The sequence below is a fragment of the Pseudomonas sp. S2_A02 genome (assembly GCF_054668495.1).
The window spans coordinates 5,397,700-5,421,348 of the sequence record NZ_CP162776.1 but is presented as its reverse complement, the minus strand read 5'-3'; the positions used below and the strand labels follow the sequence as shown (position 1 = coordinate 5,421,348).

At 59.5% G+C, this 23,649-nt stretch carries 23 protein-coding genes and 1 pseudogene; 6 read left to right on the top strand and 18 right to left on the bottom strand.

Going from position 1 to position 23,649, the window contains the following annotated elements:
- Positions 1 to 76: 76 nt before the first annotated feature.
- The 6 genes from AB4O41_RS24805 to AB4O41_RS24780 form a co-directional block, all read right to left on the bottom strand.
- A complete protein-coding gene (locus tag AB4O41_RS24805) occupies positions 77 to 1,516 on the bottom strand; it encodes an aminotransferase-like domain-containing protein (RefSeq protein WP_460145049.1) in 1,440 nt (479 codons plus the stop codon).
- A gap of 211 nt (positions 1,517 to 1,727) precedes the next feature.
- On the bottom strand, positions 1,728 to 2,540 hold the full coding sequence (locus tag AB4O41_RS24800; RefSeq protein WP_460145047.1) for an OmpA family protein: 813 nt from the start codon (positions 2,538 to 2,540) through the stop codon (positions 1,728 to 1,730).
- Positions 2,537 to 2,893: a DUF4398 domain-containing protein gene (locus tag AB4O41_RS24795; protein WP_123357775.1), complete on the bottom strand. Its 357-nt coding sequence runs from the start codon at positions 2,891 to 2,893 to the stop codon at positions 2,537 to 2,539. The genes AB4O41_RS24800 and AB4O41_RS24795 overlap by 4 nt, the downstream gene beginning before the upstream one ends.
- Before the next feature lie 9 nt (positions 2,894 to 2,902).
- Complete coding sequence (locus AB4O41_RS24790) at positions 2,903 to 3,739, bottom strand: substrate-binding periplasmic protein (protein WP_460145046.1); 837 nt, start codon at positions 3,737 to 3,739, stop codon at positions 2,903 to 2,905.
- Positions 3,740 to 3,821: 82 nt separating this feature from the next.
- Positions 3,822 to 4,751 carry an electron transfer flavoprotein subunit alpha/FixB family protein gene (locus AB4O41_RS24785; RefSeq protein WP_367372521.1) on the bottom strand — a complete coding sequence of 310 codons (930 nt, stop codon included), beginning with the start codon at positions 4,749 to 4,751 and terminating at the stop codon, positions 3,822 to 3,824.
- Positions 4,752 to 4,753: 2 nt separating this feature from the next.
- Positions 4,754 to 5,503 (bottom strand): electron transfer flavoprotein subunit beta/FixA family protein, encoded by a 750-nt coding sequence (locus AB4O41_RS24780; RefSeq protein ID WP_003226982.1) that lies wholly within the window; start codon positions 5,501 to 5,503, stop codon positions 4,754 to 4,756.
- Between the two features lie 546 nt (positions 5,504 to 6,049).
- On the opposite strand from AB4O41_RS24780, the gene AB4O41_RS24775 reads away from it, so the two are divergent.
- Positions 6,050 to 7,714 carry an electron transfer flavoprotein-ubiquinone oxidoreductase gene (locus tag AB4O41_RS24775; protein ID WP_460145045.1) on the top strand — a complete coding sequence of 555 codons (1,665 nt, stop codon included), beginning with the start codon at positions 6,050 to 6,052 and terminating at the stop codon, positions 7,712 to 7,714.
- 184 nt (positions 7,715 to 7,898) lie between these two features.
- On the opposite strand, the gene AB4O41_RS24770 is transcribed toward AB4O41_RS24775, so the two are convergent.
- Positions 7,899 to 8,789, bottom strand: coding sequence for an AraC family transcriptional regulator (locus AB4O41_RS24770; protein WP_460145044.1), 891 nt, complete (start codon positions 8,787 to 8,789; stop codon positions 7,899 to 7,901).
- A gap of 204 nt (positions 8,790 to 8,993) precedes the next feature.
- Between AB4O41_RS24770 and AB4O41_RS24765 the strand changes: the two genes are divergently transcribed.
- Positions 8,994 to 10,046: an NAD(P)-dependent alcohol dehydrogenase gene (locus AB4O41_RS24765; RefSeq protein WP_460145043.1), complete on the top strand. Its 1,053-nt coding sequence runs from the start codon at positions 8,994 to 8,996 to the stop codon at positions 10,044 to 10,046.
- Here AB4O41_RS24765 and AB4O41_RS24760 read toward each other — a convergent pair whose 3' ends face one another.
- The 6 genes from AB4O41_RS24760 to AB4O41_RS24735 all read right to left on the bottom strand — a co-directional run bounded on the left by AB4O41_RS24760 (position 10,047) and on the right by AB4O41_RS24735 (position 15,926).
- Positions 10,047 to 10,850 (bottom strand): IclR family transcriptional regulator, encoded by an 804-nt coding sequence (locus tag AB4O41_RS24760; RefSeq protein ID WP_095055330.1) that lies wholly within the window; start codon positions 10,848 to 10,850, stop codon positions 10,047 to 10,049.
- A 60-nt stretch (positions 10,851 to 10,910) separates the two neighbouring features.
- The gene (locus tag AB4O41_RS24755; RefSeq protein WP_460145042.1) at positions 10,911 to 12,221 is read right to left on the bottom strand and encodes an MFS transporter; all 1,311 of its coding nucleotides are present in this window, start codon (positions 12,219 to 12,221) and stop codon (positions 10,911 to 10,913) included.
- A gap of 160 nt (positions 12,222 to 12,381) precedes the next feature.
- Complete coding sequence (dgoD, locus tag AB4O41_RS24750; protein ID WP_007903915.1) at positions 12,382 to 13,530, bottom strand: galactonate dehydratase; 1,149 nt, start codon at positions 13,528 to 13,530, stop codon at positions 12,382 to 12,384.
- A gap of 64 nt (positions 13,531 to 13,594) precedes the next feature.
- The gene (locus AB4O41_RS24745; RefSeq protein WP_253416232.1) at positions 13,595 to 14,215 is read right to left on the bottom strand and encodes a 2-dehydro-3-deoxy-6-phosphogalactonate aldolase; all 621 of its coding nucleotides are present in this window, start codon (positions 14,213 to 14,215) and stop codon (positions 13,595 to 13,597) included.
- Positions 14,216 to 14,234: 19 nt separating this feature from the next.
- Positions 14,235 to 15,227 (bottom strand): 2-dehydro-3-deoxygalactonokinase, encoded by a 993-nt coding sequence (locus tag AB4O41_RS24740; RefSeq protein WP_460145041.1) that lies wholly within the window; start codon positions 15,225 to 15,227, stop codon positions 14,235 to 14,237.
- 216 nt (positions 15,228 to 15,443) lie between these two features.
- A complete protein-coding gene (locus tag AB4O41_RS24735) occupies positions 15,444 to 15,926 on the bottom strand; it encodes an N-acetyltransferase family protein (protein ID WP_460145040.1) in 483 nt (160 codons plus the stop codon).
- A gap of 221 nt (positions 15,927 to 16,147) precedes the next feature.
- On the opposite strand from AB4O41_RS24735, the gene AB4O41_RS24730 reads away from it, so the two are divergent.
- The 4 genes and pseudogenes from AB4O41_RS24730 to AB4O41_RS24715 all read left to right on the top strand — a co-directional run bounded on the left by AB4O41_RS24730 (position 16,148) and on the right by AB4O41_RS24715 (position 17,999).
- Positions 16,148 to 16,804 (top strand): HD domain-containing protein, encoded by a 657-nt coding sequence (locus AB4O41_RS24730; RefSeq protein ID WP_460145039.1) that lies wholly within the window; start codon positions 16,148 to 16,150, stop codon positions 16,802 to 16,804.
- A gap of 93 nt (positions 16,805 to 16,897) precedes the next feature.
- The gene (locus AB4O41_RS24725) at positions 16,898 to 17,212 is read left to right on the top strand and encodes a hypothetical protein (protein WP_460145038.1); all 315 of its coding nucleotides are present in this window, start codon (positions 16,898 to 16,900) and stop codon (positions 17,210 to 17,212) included.
- A gap of 55 nt (positions 17,213 to 17,267) precedes the next feature.
- Positions 17,268 to 17,520 (top strand): annotated as a pseudogene (locus AB4O41_RS24720) (hypothetical protein).
- A 98-nt stretch (positions 17,521 to 17,618) separates the two neighbouring features.
- Entirely contained in the window at positions 17,619 to 17,999 is a 381-nt protein-coding gene (locus tag AB4O41_RS24715; protein ID WP_050683264.1) for a Rho termination factor N-terminal domain-containing protein, read from the top strand.
- Between the two features lie 135 nt (positions 18,000 to 18,134).
- Here AB4O41_RS24715 and AB4O41_RS24710 read toward each other — a convergent pair whose 3' ends face one another.
- The 5 genes from AB4O41_RS24710 to araH form a co-directional block, all read right to left on the bottom strand.
- On the bottom strand, positions 18,135 to 19,064 hold the full coding sequence (locus AB4O41_RS24710; RefSeq protein ID WP_460145037.1) for a PfkB family carbohydrate kinase: 930 nt from the start codon (positions 19,062 to 19,064) through the stop codon (positions 18,135 to 18,137).
- A complete protein-coding gene (locus tag AB4O41_RS24705; protein ID WP_460145036.1) occupies positions 19,057 to 20,523 on the bottom strand; it encodes a purine-cytosine permease family protein in 1,467 nt (488 codons plus the stop codon). Before AB4O41_RS24705 ends, AB4O41_RS24710 begins: the two co-directional genes overlap by 8 nt.
- Before the next feature lie 226 nt (positions 20,524 to 20,749).
- Positions 20,750 to 21,748, bottom strand: a complete 999-nt coding sequence (locus AB4O41_RS24700) for an ADP-ribosylglycohydrolase family protein (RefSeq protein WP_460145035.1) — start codon at positions 21,746 to 21,748, stop codon at positions 20,750 to 20,752.
- Entirely contained in the window at positions 21,745 to 22,458 is a 714-nt protein-coding gene (locus AB4O41_RS24695) for a GntR family transcriptional regulator (protein WP_460145034.1), read from the bottom strand. The genes AB4O41_RS24700 and AB4O41_RS24695 overlap by 4 nt, the downstream gene beginning before the upstream one ends.
- 221 nt (positions 22,459 to 22,679) lie before the next feature.
- Positions 22,680 to 23,648 carry an L-arabinose ABC transporter permease AraH gene (gene araH, locus AB4O41_RS24690; RefSeq protein WP_123357792.1) on the bottom strand — a complete coding sequence of 323 codons (969 nt, stop codon included), beginning with the start codon at positions 23,646 to 23,648 and terminating at the stop codon, positions 22,680 to 22,682.
- Position 23,649: the final 1 nt, after the last annotated feature.

Here is a 23,649-nt window from a genome sequence, read left to right as displayed (position 1 = left end):
CGTGAACGGCAGAAGGCTACATGCTCGCCTGTTAGAGACGACAAGACAAGCGGCCAGTTCAGAACTGCCCAGCCGCTCAAAAACCGCTCGCCATCTCCTGACAAAGTTGCGTAGCCAGCAACCCCAACGTCATCAATGCACGCTCGGCCTCGCGGTTCCAGGGGATGCCACAGTTCAGGCGAATGCAGTGATTGAACTGCTCGGTATTACTGAAAATCAGCCCCGGCGCAATGCTGATGCCCTGCTGCAACGCACGCACATGCAGTTCCTGCGTATTAACCCGCCCAGGCAGGCTGACCCACAAAATGAAGCCGCCGGTGGGCCGGGTCATCTGCGTACCTTCCGGAAAGTACTGCTGCACCGCCAGTTGGAAAGCGCTGAGGTTCTTGCGGTACTCCTGACGGATGTAGCGCAAATGCCGGTCGTAACCGCCGTTCTCCAGATAGGCCGCGATGCCCATTTGCGTGACGCTGCAGGCTGAATGGGTGCTGAAGGTCTGCAAGCGCTGGATTTCCTGCTGGTACTTACCGGCAATCATCCAGCCGATGCGCACACCGGGCGACAGGGTCTTGGAGAAGCTGGAGCAATAGATCACCCGATCCAGCCGGTCATAGGCCTTGAGCGATTTGGTGCGGCCCTGCTCGAACATCAGTTCGCCGTAAATATCGTCTTCGACGACCTGGATATCGAAATCCGAAGCCAGGCGCAGCAGTTGTTTCTGCCGCTCTTCGGGCATGGTGCCGCCCAAGGGATTGCTCAGGCGCGTGGTCAGCACCAGCGCCTTGATCGACCACTGGTTGGCTGCCAGTTGCAGGGCTTCGAGGCTCATACCGGTGGCGGGATCGCTGGGGATCTCGATGACTTTCAGCCCCAGCAGGTCGGCCAGTTGCAGCAAACCGTAATAGGTCGGCGACTCGGCCGCGATCAGATCGCCCGGCCGGGTCAACACGCGCAGAGACATCTGCAACGCATCGACGCAGCCGTGGGTGATCACCACTTCCGATGGATCGACCACCACGCCGGCATCGCGCATGCGGATCGCCACTTGCCGCCGCAACGGCTCGAAACCGGGGCTGAACATGTAGCTGAACGCCCGCGGGCTATGGAAACGGGTAACTTTGGCCAATTGCTGATGCAACGCCCTCACCGGTAGATAATCGACGCTCGGTACAGCCGCGCCCAACGGAAAGACGCCTTCGCGGCGGGATTCAACCAGAACTTGCTGAATGATGCTGCTGCGGGTGACAAGGCCAGGTCGCTCGACCCGGGCAATGTCCGGGGTTGGCGCCGTGAGCGCTGGCGTCTGGTGAACGTAGTAACCGGATTGCGGCCGGGCACGGATCAGCCCCTGATCCTCGAGGTTGGCGTAGGCCTGCAACACCGTTGCATGGCTGACGTTGAGCTGCGAGCTCATCTTGCGCACCGAAGGCACGCGCTCCCCGGGTTGATAGACACCGCGGCGGATGTCCTCGGCCAGTTGCTGAGCAATTCGTTGATAGAGCAAGAGATTGGTCATGACGCAGCACTCGATTTCACGGGCATTTTATTCTTGTGTGAAACAATACCGGAACAGTTTAGAAGTGTACTGGGACAGTTGTCACCTTAGTCGACCGTACAGTGCATTGTCAGTAAAAACTGTACTGTTTTTATGGAAACTATTGCGCTGATCGGCAGGCACAAAAAAACCCGGCGCTGCTGACAGGCCGGGTTTTCCAGTAACGCAGCCCTTAGCGGGCGGCGCCGAGCTGGCCTTTTTCGTCGGAGAACACAATTTCCACCCGACGGTTCTGTGCACGCCCGCGCTCGGAAGCGTTCACGTCCACCGGGTATTCATCGCCGTAGCCTTCGACTTTGATACGTTTGTCGTCGATGCCCAGGTCCATCAGCACATCCGCCACCGATTGCGCGCGGTCGCGGGACAGCTTGAGGTTTTCCTGTTTACCGCCAGTGCTGTCGGTATAGCCCTCGATCCGCACCACGCGTTTGGGATTGAGCTGCAAGAACTGGACGATCTTCAGCACCACGCGGTTTGCCGAGCTTTTCAGCTCTGCTTCACCGGTATCGAACAGCACATCGCCCAGCGTCATCACCAGACCACGGTCGGTTTGGGTGGTCGCCAGCGCTACAATTTGTTCTTCGAGCCACTTGCCCTGTTGCTGCACGCTGAGCAGCTTGGACTCACGCAGGGCCAATTGGAGGCGCTGACGCTCGAGTTCGAGCTTCGCCGCGCTCTCCTCGTTGAGCACTTGATTGGTGTGTTCCCGGGCGATTTCGCTGTAGCGCTGGCTCAGGTAGGCGTAATGCACAACGTCCGAACCGCTGCCCCAGTAGCTGGACAGACGATCGGCGCGGGCCAGGGATTCACCGGCACGGATCACGTCTTTTGGCGCAATGCGCAGCACGTTGGAGTCTTCCTTGACCTTCTGGAAGTCGGTGCCGGCCTGCTGCAATACGGCTTCGCTGTGTTGACCGGCGCAGCCATAAAGGCTTGCGCAGCCAGCCAGGATCAAGCCGCCGAGTGCTTTGGTCTTCAGGCTCATTGGGCATCTCCCAGTTGCTTGCGCAGGCGAGTGATGCGGGTATTGAGCACGTTCAACTGCGCCTCGCTCTTGAGGGTCAGAACCCGGGCTTCGGCCAGACGCGCGTCCAGCTCGGCCTGCTCGGCCCGCATGCGCGCATTTTTGAAGGACTGATCGGCCATGTTGCCCTTGGCACGCTTGAACTTGTCTTCAGCCAGTTTCATCTCTGGCACTTCGTCGGCGGTAGCACCCACGGCCTTGGCTTGTTCGAGGGCCTGTTCGGTCAGGCGTATTTGTTCATTCGGCGCCGGATCGGCTGCACAACCCGCCAGAGCCAGAACGGCCAGGGCAGCGAAAAGAGGTCGAATACTCACTAAGAATCCCTACTGTTTTGGGGTACTGACAGGTTGTGGCTGCGGCTGTGAGAGTTGCGCTTTCCAACGCTCGATATTGCGCAGCAGCGCAGCTTCTGTCAGTCCGGACGCGGGCAATTCTGTCATCTTTTTGGCCAGCTGTCCGCGCAACCAAGGATCGTTGCAGGCAGAGTTATGGGAAACCGCGAGATACAGGCCGGGTTTGTCGATGGGTTGTGGGTGAGCCATCAAGTCATCGGCCATCCCCAGCGTTTGCACCATAGCCATGCCCGAGTAGCGTCCGGCGAGGACAAATTCCACCTCGTTCAGCAGCAATTTCTGAAAGGCCTGGGTCAGATTGGGCGTGCGCACCAGGGTCAATTGCTGCTCGGCGAAAGTGCCAAATGACGAGGTCACTCGAGCCTTTTCCGACAAGGCACCGGGATGACCGTGAAGGTCCTGCGCTTCGTTGTAGACCAGTAACGAGTCGTTGCGGGTCCAGACCAGATAATCGTTTTCCAGCAACGGTGGATGGATGTAATCCAGATTTTCCAGCTCACTGACCATCAATGGTGCATCGGCCAGCATGTCCATGCGCCCGCTGCGCACTTCGTCCAGGGCCTGGGAGCGTTTACCGGCGTAAAGCAGCTCGACCTTGATGCCCAACTCCCCCGCCACTTGCTGCAACAGGTCGGCGCTGGCGCCAATCAGGTACTTGGGGTTTTGCGGGTCTTGCCACAGGTACGGCGGCGCGTCCGGGCTGCCGGTCACCACCAGGCGTTCGCATTTGCCCGCGGCGATGGATAGCCCCGGCAACAGCGTCAGCCCCAGCAATAATGACCAGCCACACACGCGGCGAAAATCCATGGAGACACTCCCTACAACCTATTATTTTCGCAAAAAAAAGCCCGACCAAAAGGTCGGGCTCTTTATAAGTCAAGCCGCCGGATTAGACCAGCTTCTCGAACTCGGGGATGGCTTCGAACAGGTCTGCCACCAGGCCGTAATCGGCCACCTGGAAGATCGGCGCTTCTTCGTCCTTGTTGATCGCAACGATCACTTTGGAGTCTTTCATGCCGGCCAGGTGCTGGATCGCGCCGGAGATACCGACGGCGATGTACAGTTGTGGAGCAACGATCTTGCCGGTCTGACCGACCTGCATGTCGTTGGGTACGAAACCTGCGTCGACCGCGGCGCGGGAAGCACCGACGGCCGCGCCCAGCTTGTCGGCCAGGGCGTACAGATGTTTGAAGTTGTCGCCGTTCTGCATGCCACGACCGCCGGAAACGACGATTTTGGCAGCGGTCAGTTCCGGACGATCGGACTTGGCCAGTTCTTCGCCAACGAAGCTCGAAGTGCCAGCGTCGTGAGCAGCCGCAACCGCTTCAACGGCAGCCGAACCACCTTCTGCAGCAACCGGGTCGAAACCGGTGGCACGCACGGTGATCACTTTGACCGCAGCGTTGGACTGTACGGTAGCAATGGCGTTACCGGCGTAGATCGGGCGCTTGAAGGTGTCAGCGCTTTCAACCGAGATGATCTCGGAGATCTGGTCAACGTCCAGGGTCGCAGCAACGCGCGGCAAAATGTTTTTGCCGTTCGAAGTAGCGGCAGCCAGGATGTGGCTGTAAGCCTTACCCAGCTCGGCCACCAGCGGAGCAACGTTTTCCGGCAGTTGATGAGCGTAAGCAGCGTTATCGGCCACCAGCACTTTGGCCACGCCAGCGATTTTCGCAGCGGCTTCAGCAACAGCACCCACATTCTGACCAGCGACCAGAACGTGAATGTCTCCACCGATTTTGGCGGCAGCAGCAACGGTGTTCAGGGTGGCAGGAGCCACAACCTTGTTGTCGTGCTCAGCGATTACCAAGATAGTCATGATTAGATTACCTTCGCTTCGTTTTTCAGTTTCTCGACCAGTTCAGCCACCGACTTGACCTTGATACCCGCGCTGCGTGCAGCTGGCGCTTCGACTTTCAGAGTCTTGTTGGTGGAGGCGGTGGAAACGCCCAAAGCGTCCGGAGTCAGCACTTCGAGAGGCTTCTTCTTGGCTTTCATGATGTTTGGCAGAGACGCATAACGCGGCTCGTTCAAACGCAGGTCGGTGGTGACGATGGCTGGCAGTTTCAGGGAAACTGTCTGCGCGCCGCCGTCGATTTCACGGGTCACGGCAACGCTGTCGCCGGACACTTCGACTTTCGAAGCGAAGGTGCCCTGACCGTAGCCGCTCAATGCAGCGAGCATCTGGCCAGTCTGGTTGTTGTCGCTGTCGATGGCTTGTTTGCCGAGGATCACCAGTTGAGGCTGTTCCTTATCGACAACAGCTTTCAACAACTTGGCAACGGCCAGGGAAGTCAGATCTTCAGCGGATTCGACGAGGATGGCGCGGTCGGCACCCAGAGCCAGCGCGGTGCGCAATTGCTCTTGAGCGGTAGACGGGCCGATGGAGACGACGACGATTTCAGTCGCAACGCCTTTCTCTTTCAGACGTACGGCTTCTTCCACTGCGATTTCGCAGAAAGGGTTCATCGACATCTTGACGTTAGCGAGGTCGACGCCGGAATTGTCCGCCTTGACACGAACCTTGACGTTGTAATCCACAACGCGTTTGACAGCTACAAGAACCTTCATGGATTCCTCGTTACTCTCCGGTGAAAAGAAAGTCGCCTAGGCGAACCTGGCGGTTGATGCTCATCGGCGCAAGGGCACCTCTAAAAACGCTGGCAGGTGTATCGGGTGAACGTTGCTCACGAGGCAAATAACCGTTCGTCAGTGGTGACCGACGAGTCATTCATTATCGCGGCGTGTAAACTGTGCGCCAAACCTGCGCTACATATCACCTTGTACTGCCATCGCCCTGTCTTTAGAGGTGCTCTTGAAACCAACAGTCAGCCTACGGCGAGCGCAAAACCGCCCGTATCTTGACCGGAACACCTATTCCGGTCAATACGGCAAAATAGCCGTTCATAAGCCGCGTGACTTTGATTTCTCTGGCTTTGAGCCAATTCAAACAAACGTTTGTATTGGACGCTAGGAGTGGTGTAGATATAATGCGCCACCTAGAGAGAAAGGTGGGTCATCCATTGTCCCTTCCGGCAAGTTGCCGGAAGAAATAATGGGTGCAACGCCAAACCTCCAATTAGAAAAAACTGTTGAGCCTTGAGTAGGAGATAGCCTGTGGAACGCGAATACATGGAATTCGACGTGGTCATCGTCGGTGCCGGCCCCGCTGGCCTGTCCGCCGCCTGCCGTTTGAAGCAGAAGGCCGCCGAAGCCGGTAAGGAAATCAGCGTCTGCGTGGTCGAAAAAGGCTCCGAAGTCGGCGCTCACATCCTGTCCGGTGCCGTGTTCGAACCACGCGCCCTGAACGAATTGTTCCCGGACTGGAAAGAACTCGGCGCGCCGCTGAATACGCCAGTCACCCGCGATGACATCTTCGTTCTGAAAAACGCCGACAGCGCGCAGAAGATTCCTGATTTCTTTGTGCCCAAGACCATGCACAACGAAGGCAACTACATCATCTCCCTGGGCAACCTGTGCCGCTGGCTAGCCCAGCAGGCCGAGAACCTGGGCGTGGAAATCTACCCGGGCTTCGCCGCCCAGGAAGCGCTGTTCGACGAGAACGGCGTAGTTCGCGGGATCATTACCGGCGATCTGGGCGTTGACCGCGAAGGCAATCCGAAAGAAGGCCTGTACACCCCAGGCATGGAACTGCGTGCCAAGTACACACTGTTCGCCGAAGGTTGCCGTGGCCATATCGGCAAGCAGCTGATCAAGCGCTTCAACCTCGACAGCGAAGCCGACGCCCAGCATTACGGCATCGGTCTGAAAGAAATCTGGGAAATCGACCCGGCCAAGCACCAGCCAGGCCTGGTGGTCCACACCGCCGGTTGGCCACTGGACATCATGGGCACCGAGAACACCGGTGGCTCGTTCCTCTATCACCTGGAAAACAACCAGGTGGTGGTCGGCCTGATCGTCGATCTTTCCTACAGCAATACCTTCCTTTCGCCGTTCGACGAGTTCCAGCGCCTCAAGCATCACCCGGTGCTCAAGCAATACCTGGAAGGCGGCAAGCGCATCAGCTACGGCGCGCGCGCTATCTCCAAAGGCGGCTTGAACTCACTGCCGAAAATGGTCTTCAAGGGCGGCGCGCTGATCGGTTGCGACCTCGGCACGCTGAACTTCGCCAAGATCAAAGGCAGCCACACCGCGATGAAGTCGGGCATGCTCGCCGCTGAGTCCGTGGCCGAGGCACTGTTCGCTGAAAAAGACGGCACCGAAGAGCTGACCACTTACGTCGACGCCTTCAAGAAGAGCTGGCTCTACGACGAACTGTTCGCCAGCCGCAATTTCGGCCCGGCGATGCACAAGTTCGGCCCAATCATCGGTGCCGGTTTCAACTGGCTCGACCAGAACATCTTCGGCGGCAAACTGCCGTTCACCCTGCATGACACCAAGCCGGATTACGCTTGCCTGAAACTGGCGGCCGACTGCAAGAAGATCGACTACCCGAAACCGGACGGCAAGATCAGCTTCGACAAACTCAGCTCGGTGTTTATCTCGGGTACCAACCACGAAGAAGAACAGCCTTGCCACTTGAAGCTGGCCGACGCGAGCATTCCAATCGGCAAGAACCTGCCGATGTACGATGAACCTGCCCAGCGTTACTGCCCGGCCGGCGTGTACGAAGTGGTGACCAAGGAAGACGGCGAGAAGCGCTTCCAGATCAACGCCCAGAACTGCGTTCACTGCAAGACCTGCGACATCAAGGACCCTGCACAGAACATCACCTGGGTGGCGCCGGAGGGCTCTGGCGGCCCGACTTACCCGAACATGTAAGTCGAATCGCTGAACATCAAGGCTCCCGAAACGGGGCCTTTTTGTTGCCCGCGATTCAAGCGTCAACACCAAACCAATGTGGGAGCGGGCTTGCTCGCGAAGGCGGTTTATCATCCAACATTGATGTCGACTGATACACCGCTTTCGCGAGCAAGCCCGCTCCCACAAGGGGATTGGTGTCGGATCAAGCTGCGCGCTCATCCCCAGGATTACGTTCAAAGTAGCGCTTGTACTCACGACTGAACTGCGACGTGCTCTGATACCCCACCCGATGCGCCACCTGGGCCACGCCCAACCCTTCGCCCAGCAACAACTGCTGAGCCCTGAGCAAGCGCAAACGCTTCAAATACTGCACCGGCGACAACAAGGTGCAGCGTTTGAAATGCTCATGAAACGTCGACGCACTCATGTTCGCGCAACTGGCAAGGGTCTCGACGTTCAGCGGCTCGGTGTAATGCGCATGCAGATGACTCAGTGAAGCCGCGATCCGCGCGAACTGCCCCTGTTGTTCCACCAACGCTCGCAATACATCGGCTTGCGGCCCGCGCAACGCCACGAACAACAATTCACGCAAACGCGCCGGGCCCATGATCTGGCATTCCAGCGGATCGTGCAGGCAGCGCAACAACCGTTCCACACAACCGCGCATGGCATCGTCGAGGACTGCCGAGGTCATGGACTCAGGCGTCTGTGCGGGAACCGTGCGCCCCGGCGCCAGCCCCATGCCCAGCACCAATTCACTGAGCAGCACCCGGTCAATGGCGATGGAAACGCCTAGCATCGGGCCATCTGGAGCTGAAAACGTCTCGCATTCGAAGGGTACTGGCAACGCCTGAATCAGGTAATGCCCAGTGCCATATTCCAGAGTACGCGGGCCCAGATGCGCCAACTTGCCGCCCTGGGCGATGATGACCAGGCTTGGCTCGTAGATTTGCGGGCCACGGGCGACATCACAACTGGCTCGCATAAGCTGCACGCCCGGCAACGCGGTAGGCGCAAAGCCGTCGCGGGTGATCAGCGGCCGGATCAACGAAACCAGGGTGGCATTGGCGTCGAGGTGACGGGTCAACAACATGGGGGAGCTCTTCACAAAAGAAGTCACAAAAAAGTCGCGAAAAAAGGGATGAAAACATCATCGCAGGTCTGATGGCCAATGCACTCCATCAAACGCACATACCGGAGGATTAGGCATGACACCCGGAGGAATCGCCATGGCCGGTAACCCGTGCGGCGCCCAGAATTGCTCGCCTCACCTGTCACCGCTTTCGCGAGGTTCACCATGTACACCGCCATTGGATACGCCGCTCAGTCAGCCACCACTCCCCTCGCCCCGATGAAATTCGAACGCCGCAGCCCACGGGCCGACGACGTTGCGATCGACATTCTCTACTGCGGCGTCTGCCATTCCGACATCCATCAGGCACGCAACGAGTGGGGCATTGCTGTTTACCCACTGATGCCCGGCCACGAGATCGTCGGAAAAGTGACCGCCGTCGGTGCGAATGTGATTCAACACAAGGTCGGCGATCTGGTCGGGGTCGGCTGCATGGTCGACTCGTGCCGCCACTGCGAAGCCTGCCAAGCGGATCTGGAGCAATACTGCCTCGAAGGCCCGACCATGACGTATGCTACCCCGGACCGGGTCGATGGCAGCAACACCATGGGCGGCTACTCCGACAGCATCGTGGTCAGCGAGCACTTTGTCGTGCGTATCCCGGAGAAGCTCGACCCGGCCAGCGCCGCGCCGATTCTGTGCGCCGGCATCACCACCTACTCGCCGCTCAAGCACTACGGCGTCAAGGCGGGCGACAAGGTCGGGATTCTCGGCATGGGTGGCCTCGGTCACATGGGCATTAAGTTCGCCAAAGCAATGGGCGCTGAAGTGACGTTGTTCACCCGCTCGGCGAGCAAGGCTGAAGAAGGTCGTCGTCAAGGCGCGGACCACGTGATCGTGTCCACCGATGCAGAACAGATGAAAGCCGCCGCAGGACATTTCGACTTCCTGCTGGACACCATTCCGGTGCAGCACGACCTTAATCCCTACCTCGATACCCTGCGTTTCGATGGCGTACACATTCTGGTGGGCTTGGTCGAGCCGATCGATCCACCGGTTCACGCTGCCAAACTGATATTGGGTCGTCGTGTGTTGGCCGGCTCGCTGATCGGCGGCATTGCCGAAACCCAGGAAGTGCTGGATTTCTGCGCCGAACACGACATCACCTGTGACATCGAAATGCTCGACATCCGCCAGATCAACGAGGCTTACACCCGCATGATTGCCGGTGACGTAAAGTACCGCTTCGTGATCGACATGGCGACGCTGAAAGTCTAATCAGACTTTCGCGCCGAGTTCAGCAGAAAGCCGAGCCGTGACCCCTTTGATCAGGGGAATCAGCTCGGCCATTTTTTCCAATGGCATATACGGCACGGTGCTGGCGATGCTGATACCGGCGACGATGCGCTTGCTGGCATCGCGGATCGGCGCCGCCACGCAGCGGATCGACGGTTCGTTGTCTTCCAGGTCGAAGGCGTAACCGCCGGCCACGTACTCAATCATGCGCTGCTGAAACTGCTCCCAGGATTGCTCCGGGTGCTGCGGCCAGAACTGATTCTTCCCACCCACCGGCAAGCTGATTTCGTACAGCCGTTGCCATTCTTCCTGCGTGTCATCGAGCATCAGCGCCTTACCGATACCGGTACGCGCCAATGGCATGCGATGACCCACTCGCGAACGCATTTCCGGACCATTGCGTCCTGGATTCTTGAGCAGGTACAACACCTCGTCGCCTTCACGAATCGCCAAGTGAATGGTGTCACCGGTCAACGCCGACAACTCATCCAGATACGGCCCGGCCAACGTCACCAGTGGCAGCTCTTCACGTGCCTGGAAACCCAGCTCGATCAGTTTCGGCCCCAGCAGATAACCGACTTGCGGCACCACCCGCAAATATCGTTCGTCCACCAGGCAACTGGCCAGACGATGGGTGGTGCTGCGCGTCGTGCCGATCAGCCGGGCGATTTCCTTGAGATCGCGGGCGCCACTGGCCACGGCCTGAACCACACCCAAACCACGAAGCAGTGTCTGGGTGCCAGTCGGCGCGGCGTCCTTGGCGATTTTTGGGGCGTCTTCCTGCATATCCAGCCTTTACCGTTGAGCGAGTGAACGGGCGGCATTATGGTCGCCCGATGGCCGCGACTACAACTTGATACGCTCGACCTTGCCCACCAGCAACACGTAGGAAAGCGCACCCAACAACGCCAGAACCGAGATATAGGTAATCGCCGGGGCAAACGAATCACCGGAGGCGAGAAAACCGATGACGATCGGCGTGGTAATCGCCGCCAGGTTGCCGATGAAATTGAACACGCCACCGGTCAGTCCAAGCAAGCGCGCCGGGGCCAGGGTCGACACCAGCGACCAGGTAATCGAAGCCAGGCCATTGCCGAAGAAGGCCAACGCGAGGAAGGCAATCACCAGCGGCGTCGAGTCGACGAAGTTGGCGCCGATAATCGAAGTGGAAATCAGCAAGCCACCAATGATCGGCAACTTGCGGGCGAAACCCACCGTGTAGCCGCGACGGATCAAAAAGTCCGAGAAGAACCCCGAACACAGCACGCCGACGAAGGCCGCCAGAAACGGTAGCGACGCCAGCAAGCCAGACTTGATGAAGTCCATGCCGCGATATTTCACCAGATAGGTCGGGAACCACGTCAGAAAAAACCACAACGTCGAGTTGAGGCAAAACTGGCCGAGGTAGATGCCCCACAACTTGCGTTTACTCAGGACAATCCCGAGGTCGACCCAGCTGAATTTCGCCTTGGCCTTCGCGGTTTCAGCCTGGATATCCACCAGCCCGCCGCCTTTGCGGATCAGCTCGATTTCAGCGTCATTGGCGCCCTTGAAATCACGCGGTTCGCGATACACCGCGTACCAGATCACCGCCCAGATAATGCCCACCACACCGGTGCTGACAAACACCATGTGCCAGCCATATTGATGTTGCAACCACGCGAGTACCGGCGTGAGAAACGCCAGCCCAACGAACTGCCCGGAGGTGTAGAAACCGATGGCCGTGGCGCGTTCACGCTCAGGGAACCAGGTCGTCACCACGCGGCTGTTGATCGGATACGCCGGTGCTTCCAGCGCACCAACGGCCATGCGCAGCACAAACAGCGCGATGAAACTGGCGGCGAAGCCGAGCATCACCGTGGCAATCGACCACAGCAGCAATGCGACGCTATACAGGATGCGCGGCGGCACTCGGTCCACCAGCCAGCCGCCGGGGATTTGCATGGCGGCGTAAGTCCAGCCGAATGCGGAAAAAATCAGCCCGACATGGATCGGATCGATGCCCAGATCGCTGGTCAGCGCCGGGGCGGCAATGGACAGGTTACTGCGGTCCAGGTAGTTGATCACCACGGTAATGAACAGCAGGACCATGATGAAAAACCGCTTGCGGCTCGGCGTCACCAACGACGCCTGCCCGGTGAGGGTTTGCGGTTGCATGGGGGGTGCCTCTTCTTATGTTTATTGAGGTCGTGGTTGTTGATCGTTCCCACGCTCTGCGTGGGAATGCAGCCAGGGACGCTCTGCGTCCCAAGAGCGGACGCAGAGCGTCCAGTGAGGCATTCCCACGCAGAGCGTGGGAACGATCACCGCGTGAATATCACCACTCGGCAAAGCTGCCATCGGCATGGCGCCAGATCGGGTTGCGCCAGCGGTGGCCGACGGCGGCGCGTTCGATCACGTATTCCTCGTTGATCTCAATGCCCAGGCCCGGGCCGTTGGGGATTTTCACGAAGCCTTTGTCGTAGTCGAACACCCGCGGATCTTTCACATAATCGAGCAGGTCATTGCTCTCGTTGTAGTGAATGCCCAGGCTCTGCTCCTGGATAAACGCGTTGTAGCAAACAGCGTCCAGTTGCAGGCACGCCGCCAGGGCAATCGGGCCCAACGGGCAATGCAGCGCCAGAGCCACGTCGTAGGCTTCGGCCATGTTGGCGATTTTGCGGGTTTCGGTGATGCCGCCCGCGTGGGAGGCATCCGGCTGGATGATGTCGACGTAGCCTTCGCTGAGCACGCGTTTGAAATCCCAGCGCGAGAACAACCGCTCGCCGAGGGCAATCGGCGTGCTGGTCAGCGGTGCCAGCTCCTTCAGCGCTTCGTAGTTTTCGCTGAGCACCGGCTCTTCGATGAACATCAGCTTGTACGGGTCGAGTTCCTTCATCAGCACCTTGGCCATGGGCTTGTGCACCCGACCATGGAAGTCCACGCCGATGCCGACATTCGGGCCGACGGCATCGCGCACGGCGGCGACGTTGGCCAGCGCCAGATCGACCTTCTCGAAGGAGTCGAGGAATTGCAGTTCTTCGGTGCCGTTCATTTTCACCGCGGTGAAACCACGGCTGACCGCTTCTTTCGCGGCACGAGCAGTGTCCGCCGGGCGATCACCGCCGATCCATGAATAAACGCGAATCTTGTCCCGCACCTGACCACCCAACAGATCGCTGACCGACACACCCAGAGCCTTGCCCTTGATGTCCCACAACGCCTGGTCGATGCCGGCCAGCGCGCTCATGTGGATCGCGCCGCCACGGTAGAAGCCGCCACGGTAGAGCACGGTCCAGATGTCTTCGATGTTGCGTGGGTCTTTGCCGATCAGGTAGTCGGACAATTCCTCAACCGCAGCAGCGACGGTGTGCGCGCGGCCTTCGACCACGGGCTCACCCCAACCGGTTACGCCCTCGTCGGTTTCGACCTTGAGGAAGCACCAGCGCGGCGGAACGATGAAGGTGGTGAGTTTGGTGATTTTCATCTCTCGTACTCTCTTTTTATTAATGCAGCTCTTATAGATGCAGCGCTCGCAGCGCCAAAAAGTCTTAACGCAAAGCATTCCAGGCAGCGACATACGCCTTGGCGCGTACCGCTACTTCGTCAGCCGTCATGCCCGGTTTGAACAACCCGGAACCGAGGCCGAAACCTTTGACGCCGGCCTCGATAAACACCTGCATGTTGTCCGGCGTAATCCCGCCCACCGGCACCAGCACCGTCCCTGCCGGCAACACCGCCAGCCAGGCTTTCACAACGGCGGGGCCCATCTGTTCGGCCGGGAACATCTTCAGCACATCTGCCCCTTCGGCCAATGCAGCAAAGGCTTCGGTCGGCGTCGCCACGCCCGGCGACAGGAACAGCCCCGCTGCCTTCGCCGCACGCAACACCTTGGCATCGCTATGAGGCATGACGATCACCTGGCCGCCCGCCGCTTTCACTTGCTCGACCTGTTCCGGCGTCAACACCGTGCCCGCACCGATCAGGCAATCGGCGGGCAAGGTACTGCGCAGGATGCGGATACTTTCGTACGGTTCAGGGGAATTAAGCGGCACTTCAATGACGCGAAATCCGGCCGAGTACAGGACTTCGCCGACGGCTGCCGCTTCTTGCGGACGCAGGCCACGCAGGATCGCGATCAGACCGTTTTGTGCCAGTGCTTGCTTGAGCATGTCAGACCTCCAGTCAGGTTTAACGGGATGGGGGTGTCGTGATCAGCCCGGCGGCGACCGCCAACTGCCACAACCCGCGTTCGGTAGCCTGCTCGGCGAGGGTCACGCGGGCAAAACCGCAGGCGTCGAGCGCCCGGCTGTAGCGGGCGCAGAGCTGTGCGTTGCCGATGAGGATGATCGACGGCAGGTGCACGCTGTTGCGCCGACGCCGCTGAACATTGGCCAGGGCCGACAGTTCATGGCCGATCAACAGACCGGACAGATAGTCCGGTTGCGCGACGGCGCTGAGTTCACCGGTCAGCCCCAGACTGCGGGCACTGAACAATGTTGACAGCGGTCCGATCTCGCCGTCCGCCGACAGAGCCACCCGCACGCCACGATCAAACGCTTCGCCATCGAAAGACGCGCCACGCTGTTGAGTGCGCCCCAGAATGCTGTGTTCACTGAGGACGGCGAAGACTTCGCCAGTCATGAAAGTATCGAAATGCACGATGCAGCCGTCGGCCACTTCCACCCATTTCGAATGGCTGCCCGGCAAACCGATCAACAGATCGTTGCCCGCCCCGCTCGGCAGATTCTGCAACACGCCGAGGACTTGGGTTTCCTCGCCGCGCATCACGTTCGGCAAACGCGAACGCTGAATCACGCCCGGCACGATGTGCACATCGATACCGCGAAGACTACGAACGGTTTGTAGAGAAGTTCCGAGATTGGCGACGTTCGCCGGGGTGTCGCAGTAGGCCGCTTCGCGCCAGCCCTGAGCACTGCCGACCATGCCGCAAGCAATCACCGGCAAACCGGGCTGCGCGTCGAGCCAGTCACCGCACGCCTCATCGAAGGCCAATTCAAAACCGTCGGCGCATTCCTGCCCGGCGATGATTCGCGGCGTCTTGGGCAGCTGCATGATCCCGGACGACAGCGCACGCTGTTCCAGTACCTGGCCACCGAAGCCGAGTTTGTAAGCACGTAATGAGGTTGTCCCCCAATCGAGCGCGATCAGTTGCGCCAGCATCGCTTCACCTGTTTTGTTTTTTGGCAGTGAGTGAGCTGGACTATAAACCTGGACGAAGGTAAATCTCAATATATAAATATCAATCCCATATATTGGGAGATATACAAAAAAAGATCGCAGCCTTCGGCAGTCCCTACAGATTCGATGTGCGACGCAATAGCGCGGTCGAACACAATCCCGTGTAGGAGCTGCCGAAGGCTGCGATCTTTTAGGGGATCAATTGCCCTCGGCAAAATCCCTTAACACCGCCCCATCCATCCGATACCGCACCCACTCCTCCTGCGGCTGTGCGCCGAGGGATTTGTAGAATTCGATCGCCGGTTTGTTCCAGTCCAGCACGCTCCATTCGAAACGGCCGCAGTCATTGGCGCAGGCGATTTTCGCCAAGTGGCGCAGCAAAGTTTTACCGGCGCCACCGCCCCGTTGTTCAGGCGTGATGTAGAGGTCTTCGAGGTACAGGCAGTTGCTGCCCAACCAGGTGGAATAGCTGAAAAAGAACACCGCAAAGCCGATCGGCAAGCCATCGCGCAGGCAGATCAGGCCATGGGCGGTGGCGCCTTCGCTGAACAGGCTGCGCTCGATGTCAGCGACGCTGGCGATGACTTCGTGGCGGGCACGTTCGAAGTCCGCCAGTTCAGTGATGAACGCGAGTATTTGCGGAGCATCGCTGGGGGTTGCCGAGCGGATTTCGATCGTCATGAACGTGCCTTGTCAAAAGTTGAAAACGCCATACTAAGTCCGCGCGCGATGCTCGTCACATTTGAAAGCAAAATGTCATATAGCATCGCTGTTTTTGTGGCGTTTTGCATGAACAGGCCAGCCTGCGAAATCAGCGTGACTGTGCTGACGTCTTCGCGGGCAAGCCCGCTCCCACAGGGTACTCATTGATCACAAAAACCGAGTCGAATCCAAGGATTTCCATGACCACCATCGCTTTCGCGCCGCTGCACACTCTGGCTTCTGAACTGCTGCCTCATGCACTGGAGCCTGGCGAGGACGGCGCCCATGATCTGTCGCACTTGCAGCGGGTGTGGCACAACGTGCGCACGCTTCATGCCGAAGAAGGCGGCGATCTTGAGGTGCTGCTGGCAGCCGTGCTGTTGCACGATTGCGTGGCGGTGGAGAAGAACTCGCCGCTGCGCTCACAGGCATCACGGCTGGCGGCGCAGAAAGCTTCAACCGTCCTGACAGCCATGGATTGGCCTGACGCAAAAATCACGGCTGTCGTTCACGCCATCGAAGCCCATAGCTTCAGCGCCAACATCACGCCCACCACCCTCGAAGCGAAAATCATCCAGGACGCCGACCGCCTCGACTCCCTTGGCATGCTCGGCGTGGCGCGTACCTTCTACATTGCCGGGCGCATGGGCAGCGCGCTGTACGACCCGTTGGACCCAGAAGCAAAAGAACGGGACTACGACGACAAACGCTTTTGCCTCGATCATTTCCAGACCAAGCTGCTGCACCTGGCGGACGGTTTCCAAACGACGACCGGTCAACGTCTGGCACAGATTCGCCACGAACGCCTGAAGGGTTTCATGGAGCTGTTCAAGGAAGAAATCGGCGTCGACCAATAAGCTTGGGCGACACCGCTCGTCGTTCATCAGGCACCAATCCAGGTCGGGAAGGATCAATATCGGGTAAGGACTCTAATCAACGGAGACGACACCATGATCACGTCCCGACTGACCGCCCTCGCTCTCACCACATTGCTCACCTCTGTCGCCTTCGCCGCGACCATCTCTTCCGGGACCGACCCGACCGATCCAGTCGAAAGACCCGAATCTGCGGCCACCCAAGGCATCGACAGCGGCCGGTCGCCTTCTCCGACGGCCACAGACCCACGCATTTATCACGACGACGCGGGTCGTCAGGGCGGGATGAATACACCCGGCCCCCAGACTCCCGATAACGCCGGAACCGGCGTCGGCTCGAAAACCACCACCGGTGGCTCGGGCTCCGAAGGCCGTAGCGTCAATCAATAAGTTCGCCAATGCGAGCGAACATGCAATACCAATCCATCCTGACGAAGAGGTAACCATGAACGTCGATAAAAACCTGGAAAAAGAAGTCCTGACCCGCCTGCTGCACGCCCACCCAAATGGCTTGGGCAAGGAGGTTCTGGACAATTACCGGGGAGAGAGTCGTGGCCAGCACGCTCGCGACTCTGCAGGAACGCGGGCTGATCCAGCACGGTCATGTGGTCCGCAACGAAGCCGGCGAGCACTCGTTGAACCTGCCGATCAAGCTCAGCGCAGCAGGGGTTGAAGCAGCGCGCAAGCTGGATGTCTAACCATGTAGGAGCTGGCGAAGCCTGCGATCTTTTGATCTTAAACATTCACAGGCAAAAGATCGCAGGCTTCGCCAGCTCCTACAACCAGGAGAAATCCCATGCCTCGTGGAAGCAAAGACAAATACACCGCCGAGCAAAAGCGCAAGGCCGAACACATCGAAGAAAGCTACGAGCACAAAGGCGTGTCGAAAGATGAAGCCGAAGCTCGTGCCTGGGCCACGGTGAACAAGCAGTCGGGCGGAGGTGAACGCGCCGGCGGCTCCGGGCGCAAGAAGCCGGCCAGCGCCAAGTCTGCGGATCGCAAGGAATCGGCCCGACGTGCGGTGGCCACCCGTGAAGGCAAGCCGCGCAACAGCAAGGCTTCGCGTGATACGCAGACGGTGGACAGCCTGATGAAAGAAGCCCGGGCGAAGAAGATTCCAGGGCGCTCGAGCATGCGCAAGCAAGAGTTGATCGAGGCGTTGCGCAAGGCGGGTTGAAGATCTGAATTGATGGTGAGTTTGAGGGCCTCTTCGCGAGCAAGCCCGCTCCCACATTGGATCTATGTTGATCGTTTGAATGTGTGAACGACACAGATCAAATGTGGGAGCGGGCTTGCTCGCGAAAGCGGTGGATCAGACGCCGAAAGTCTCGAGGATCAACGCATCCACCTCAGCCGCCCCCGGCGAAGTCGCCGGCCCCCAGCGAGTGACCGCCAACGCCGCAGCCGCATTCGCCCGTCGTGCCGCTTCGACTGCCGATAATCCGTGCGCCAACCCGGCGACAAAAACTCCCGCGTGAGCATCCCCTGCGCCGTTGCTGTCCACCGCCACTACCTTGAATCCCGGCACATGCTGGTGCTCGCCACGCTGGCTAATCCAGCACCCTTGCGGCCCATCGCGTACCACCGTCAACACCTCTGTCGGCAGATGATCCGCTAACCGCTTCAACGCCTCGCCGATGTCCGTCGCCCCGGTAAACCGCTGCGCCTCGACACGGTTGCTGGTCCACAGATCGATGCGCGGCAACAAGGCCTTCATCAGCGATGCGTCTGGCGAATCCACCAACGGACCCGGATCGAACACCACCTTGATCCCGTCCGGCAAATCCAGCACCCAATCCACCAGCGCCTGAGCCTTGCCGCCATGCAGCAGGCTATAGCCGCTGACATAGACAAAATCGCCCGCCTCGGCTGGCACACTCGCCAGGTCTTCGGCGGCCAATTCGCCTTCGGCACCGATGCAGGAAATGAACGTGCGCTCGGCCGAGGCTTCGGTCAGCGCTACGCACAGCCCGGTGTCGCGCTCGGTGCTCTGATCGATGCCGATCCGAATGCCTTCAGCCGTCATCGCCTCTCGGGCCATGTCGCCGAAACGGCCCTTGCCATGGCCACCGAGGTAAACCACCGGCAAGCCGTTTCGCCGGGCCGCAGCCATCACATTGAAGCCACCGCCAGCCTCGAAACGGGCGGATTGCGCCAGCACGTCACCGCCCGATTGAGGCAATTTATCCACGGCCATGACCAGGTCGATCATGACCTGGCCGGTGTGTAGCATTTTAGGCATGAGCCAGCTCGATCAACGCAGCGCGACGGTCCTCGGCACCGCCGAGTACCCGGTAAATGCCACCGGCCACCAGGAACGTCACGATCCAGCCCAAGCCGTTGTGGCCCAGCCAGGAGTCGGACAAAAAGCCCCGGAACCAGACATCTTGTTCAGTAGTACCGATGGTGGTGAAACTGAAACCCAGCACAATCGCCAGCGCCCATGCACCGAAGGCGCGCCACTCGACGCCGCCGCGATACCAGTAGGCGCTGCTCGGGCTGACGTCCAGCAGGTCTTTGGGGCTGTAGTAATGCCGGTGAATCAGGTCGACCACGAAGATCCCGACCCACGCCGTGATCGGCACGGCCAGCAAGGAAATGAAGGTGATGAACGGACCGTAAAAACTTTCGGCGATCAGCATGAAGTAGATCGACCCGGCGAAGATCGCAATGATATCGAGCACCACCGCATACACGCGTTTGACCTTCAGGCCGAGGGTCAAGGTAGTCAAACCGGCGGAGTACACCGACAGGTTGTTCGACAGCAGCAGCCCGCCGAATGCGGTGATCAGGTACGGCACGGCCATCCAGGTCGGCAGCATGTCGCGGATCGCGACAATCGGGTCAGTGGCCGAGGCCAGATCATTGTTGCCCACTGACAGCAGACCACCGAGGGTAATCAGCAGCACCAGCGGAATCCCCGCACCGAACGCCGCCGACGCCACCAGACGCACGGCTTTGACGCTGCGGTGCTGGTAGCGCGACATGTCGGCACCGGCGTTGGCCCAACCAATCCCGGTGCCGGCGGCCATGGTGCCGATGCCGATGATCATTGCGCTCAGGGGCGCTGGCGTGGCGTTGAATACAGCGCTCCAGTCGATGGTCGCGCAGAGGAAACCACCGACCAGGATGTTCAACGCACCGAACACGTAGGTCGCCCATCTCTGGATCACCAGCAACGTGGCGTGACCGAGACCGGACACCGACAACGTCAGCAGCACGAAAATCGCGATGAACGCGAGGGTCAGCAGCGGCGCGCTTTTGGCTTCCACCGGCGAGCCGAACAGAATCGAGCACAACGACAGCAAGACGAACGCGGCGGTGGTGGTGTTGACGGTTTCCCAACCCAGTCGCGACATCAGCGAAACCAGCGTCGGGCCGATATTGCCGCGTACGCCGAAGATTGCTCGCGACAGCGTCAGGCTTGGTGCGCGGCCACGACGACCGGCAATGGAGATGATCCCGACCACCGCGAACGAACCGGCGGCACCGAGGATGGCGACGATGATCGCCTGCCAGATCGCCAGGCCGCGGAAGGCTACCAGCGTGGCGCCCAACGGCAAGCCGAGAATGGAAATGTTCGCTGCGAACCAGACCCAGAACAGTTGCAGTGGGTGACCGTTGCACTCCCCTTCCGGCACCGGTTCGATACCACGGGTTTCCAATTGCCCGGCACTTTGCCCGGTGTTCGATGAACTCATGAAAACTGCTCCTGTTGCCGTTGTTGTGTTTTTGGTTGCGGGCAATTCGGAAGTCGACATAACTTTCCGGCGGTCCTGGCCATATCAGTGCGCTCCATTGCGGTGAAAAATCTCAAATGCGCGTTGCGCCCTTCGCGAGCAAGCCCGCTCCCACAGGTTCGATGTGAACCTTGAGAATTGCGCCATCCTTGTGGGAGCGGGCTTGCTCGCGAAGACGTCAGTACAGTCAACGCAAAGCCAACAGCCCCTGCACCAACGGCTCCAACTGTAGATCATTTACCGCTTTAACCTTCCCGATCATCGCCACCGGCCAACTCTCAAGCCCCAGACAAGCCCCAAGCATTGCGCCGAGAATCGCTGCGATGGTGTCGGTATCTCCGCCCAGGCTGGCAGCCATGCACAACGCTTCGAAGGCACTCATCTCACCAATGGCCACTTGCCGAGCCAGCGCAAACGACACCACCACCGATTCCTGCGAGGCTACCGAAGTGCCGATCACGTCATACAAAAAGTCCGCCAGCAACGCCTTGTCGATGTCGTCGCTGATGCTCCACGCCCAACTGATGCGCGCGGCGATACGTCCGCCAGCGACCCAGTGACCATGACGTTCGGCTTGCTGAGCAATCTGCTGGCCGAGGTTCAATGCCTCGCCCAGCTCCATGCCATTGATCCCGGCAGAAACCACCGCCGCCACCGCCGCCGCACTGGCAATACCCAGCGTGGTGTTGTGGGTCACCTGACAGGCTTGCACCACGGCCCGGATGAAACGTTCGGGGTTGGCAACATCGGCCGCAATCCCCACCGGCATGATGCGCATGGCCGCGCCATTGGTGGTGCCGTAGCGCCCTGCCTCTTCCAGCGAGTGGCCGGCGAGGATCATCTCGATCGCGCGTTTGGTCGAGGGGCCGAGCAAATCCTGCGAACCCTTGGCTTGCATCCCGGCTTCCCATTCAATCAAGCGCTGGGCCAGCACCTCCGGTTCGATCCAGCCCTCGCCTTCAATCAACAACTGACCGACCAGGATCGCCTGCTCCGTATCGTCAGTGATCGAGCCTTTGGGCATGTTTGCGGCGATCGGCTGATCCGGGCCAGCGTCTTGCAGATCGGTGATCTCGCCGAAGCGCGCCTTGATCTCGGCGCGGCTCAGGGATTGTGTCGGCATGCCCAACGCATCGCCCAGGGCCAGTCCATAAAACGCGCCGAGGGCACGGTTGAGCGCGGTCATTTTGCAGTTCCAATTTGCAGGTGCAGACGAAAATGCACCGGATCGAGCAGGCTTTCGACCTGCTCCATGAAGCGGTTCTGTCGGTCGTAAGTGGTGCGCAGGGCCTTGAGGAACACTGTGCCCTCCGGGCGCCCGAGCAATTCGGCGTCTTCGGCATTCAAGGGTTCGGCGCCGATCCACTGATCGCCGTGGTCGCCAACGTAGCCATAGGCGGCCAGCGTGATGGTCAGGGAGTCATCGATCAGACCGACTCGCGGCAGACCTTCCAGGCCTCCGGTGGCGGGCATCAATGAACGTTCAAGGGACACCAGCGTGCCATCGGTGCCGCGGCGGCGACGGTCGAGAGTGATGAACTGATCGGTGCCGAAACGTGGCAGCAGGTCAGGACGGGTCACCGCCTCCAGCCGCAGCACTTCGGTATTGATCAGCGCTCCATTGTCGGCCAGCGCCTGGGCCCAGCCGCTGCGCTGATCGAGTACCACACCGTCGAACGTGACGATGGACCCCACCCCGCTTTGCGTAGCGATGTAGTGGCGCCGTTTCAGTTCGGCCAGGGCTTCACGCAGCGTGCCTCGGCTGACCTTGAATTCTTGAGCCAACTGATGTTCGCCCGGCAATAGAACGCCGTCCTCCATGAGGCCGTTTTCGATGCGCCGGACGAGCTCGTCGACCACCTGTTGTTTCTTGTCAATTCGTACCGGTCTAATCATGTACACCTCGGGTGTACCGTCATAGCTGAAACGGGTTGGGGCGAGCAAGGGATATTTTGTGAAAGTCGGCGAAGGATCCTCCAAATGATCGTTCCCATGCGCAGCAAAGGAATGCCTCAATGGACGCTCTGCGTCCGCTGTTGGGACGCGGAGCGTCCCGGGCTGCATTCCCACGCAGAACGTGGGAACGATCGGTTACAACCCACTCCCACCAGGGAAAATCAGCGTTGTTTCAGTCGGTCGATCACGACGGCCAGCAGCAAGATCGAACCGCGAATCACATACTGATAAAACGTATCGATATTCTTCAAATTCATCGCATTCTCGATGATCGCCAGAATCAGCACCCCGGCAATCACATGCCGAATCATCCCGATCCCGCCACTCAGCGATACCCCGCCGAGCACGCAAGCCGAGATCACCGTCAACTCGAAACCCTGGCCAATCATCGGCTGACCGGACGTCATGCGCGACGCCAGAATTACCCCCGCCAATGCGCCGATCACACCGTGCACGGCAAAGATAATGATCTTGGTCCGGTCAACATTCACCCCAGCGAGCAACGCCGCTTCCTGGTTGCCGCCGATGGCCATGGTGTTGCGCCCGTAGGTGGTGTAATTCAGCAACCAGCCGAAAAACAGGAAACAGACGATGGTGATCAGAATCGGCACCGGCACACCGAACAACTGACCATTACCGAAGACGAAGAACTGCTCCTGCGAAACGCCCACCGCTTTGCCGTTGGCAAAAATGTAAGCCAGGCCACGCACGATCTGCATCGTCGCCAGCGTGGTGATCAACGCATTGACCCGCAGCTTGGCGATCACGATCCCATTGATCAGCCCGACGATCAGCCCCATCACCAGCGCCGCACTCACACCGAGAAACACGCTATCGGTGTCGCGCATTACCACTGCCGCAACCACGCCGGCGCAGGCAATCACCGAGCCCACCGACAAATCGAAGTGCCCGGACGCCAGGCAATACAACATGGTGCACGCGGCAATCCCGGTAGTGGAAATCGCCAAGCCCAGGCCACGCATGTTCAGCGGCGACAGGAAGTTGTCGATCAGCAAGGTACAGAGCACGAAGATCCCGACGGCCGCCAGCAGCATCACCCAGTCATCGAGAAAGCGCCGCAAGTCCAGCGGTTTGCGCGGGGTTGGCAGAGCATTGTTTTGGATGGTCATA